The 1046-nt window shown below is 65.9% G+C and carries 1 protein-coding gene; it reads left to right on the top strand.

The genetic code is table 11. The annotated features are described in order from the left end of the window. Positions 1 to 68 precede the first annotated feature (68 nt). Positions 69 to 1043: an IS1595 family transposase gene (locus tag ABLE93_RS26945; RefSeq protein WP_348842728.1), complete on the top strand. Its 975-nt coding sequence runs from the start codon at positions 69 to 71 to the stop codon at positions 1041 to 1043. Positions 1044 to 1046 lie beyond the last annotated feature (3 nt).

A 1046-nucleotide genomic window follows, 5' to 3' on the forward strand; every position in this document is an offset into this window, starting at 1 on the left:
GGCTCAATTCGCATTAGCTATGCATGATCCGATTTGGTAGGCTGGCGGTCTGCACGCAGGAGGCGAAGATGGACCGGCAAGACTACATGGCGTGGCTTTCGCAGATCGACGACCTCTCGGCGGAGCAGCGTGTGGAAGCCGGCCGGGCGCTGGCGGGGCAACCGTCTCTGGAAGCCGTCGTCGGCCTGTTCGAAGAGCGGATCGGGGTGGAGCGGCGCTGCCCTCACTGCACGGCGGAAGGGGCGGTCATTCGAGGTCGGTCCAACGGTCTGCGTCGCTATTTCTGCCGGGGCTGCGGCAAGACGTTCAACTGCCTGACCGGGACGCCGCTGGCCCGGTTGCGGCACAAGGAGCGCTGGACGGAATTCGGCGCTTCGATGAGCAAGGGTGAGACGGTGGCGGCCTCGGCCCAGCGCTGCGGCGTCGCCGGCAGCACGGCCTTTCGGTGGCGACATCGTTTCCTGCGTGCGGTGAGCAGCGGAGTTGTCAGACTGCGCGGCATTGTTGAGGCCGATGAGACCTTTGTGCTGGCCAGCCGCAAGGGCGAGCGGAACCTCGATCGCAAACCCCGCAAGCGCGGTGGCAAGGCGTCCAAGCGAGGGCTGTCGGACGAACTGGTTCCCGTCCTGGTCGCCGCCGACCGATCCGGCTCCACAGTCAGCGCCGTATTGCCTTCTGTCTGCGCCGCCGCGATCGAAGCCGTTCTTCGGCCCGTTCTTGGCAAGGACGCCCTGCTGGTCACCGACGGCTGCACCAGCTATCCGCCTTGCGCCGCCGCGCTGGGCGTCAGTCACGAAGCCCTCAATCAGACCGCTGGCGAACGGATGCGTGGCGATCTCCACATTCAGACGGTCAACAGCCGCCATGAGCGCCTCAAGGACTTTCTCCGCCGCCACCGCGGGATCGCCACCAAATATCTCGACAGCTACCTGCGGTGGTATCACCTCGCCGTCCTCCCGCGCGCTCCTTCACCCCGCGCGGTCCTCGCCGCAGCCGGGGGAATGCTGAGTGTTAGACCTGCGTGCATAGCTAATGCTAATTGAGCC

Origin of the sequence: Xanthobacter pollutisoli (assembly GCF_040044995.1) — a bacterium.
Lineage (GTDB): Bacteria > Pseudomonadota > Alphaproteobacteria > Rhizobiales > Xanthobacteraceae > Xanthobacter.

What these genes read in the sequence shown, in the direction of transcription:
- ABLE93_RS26945 (WP_348842728.1), top strand. Translation starts at nt 69, where the DNA reads ATGGACCGGCAAGACTACATGGCGTGGCTTTCGCAGATCGACGACCTC.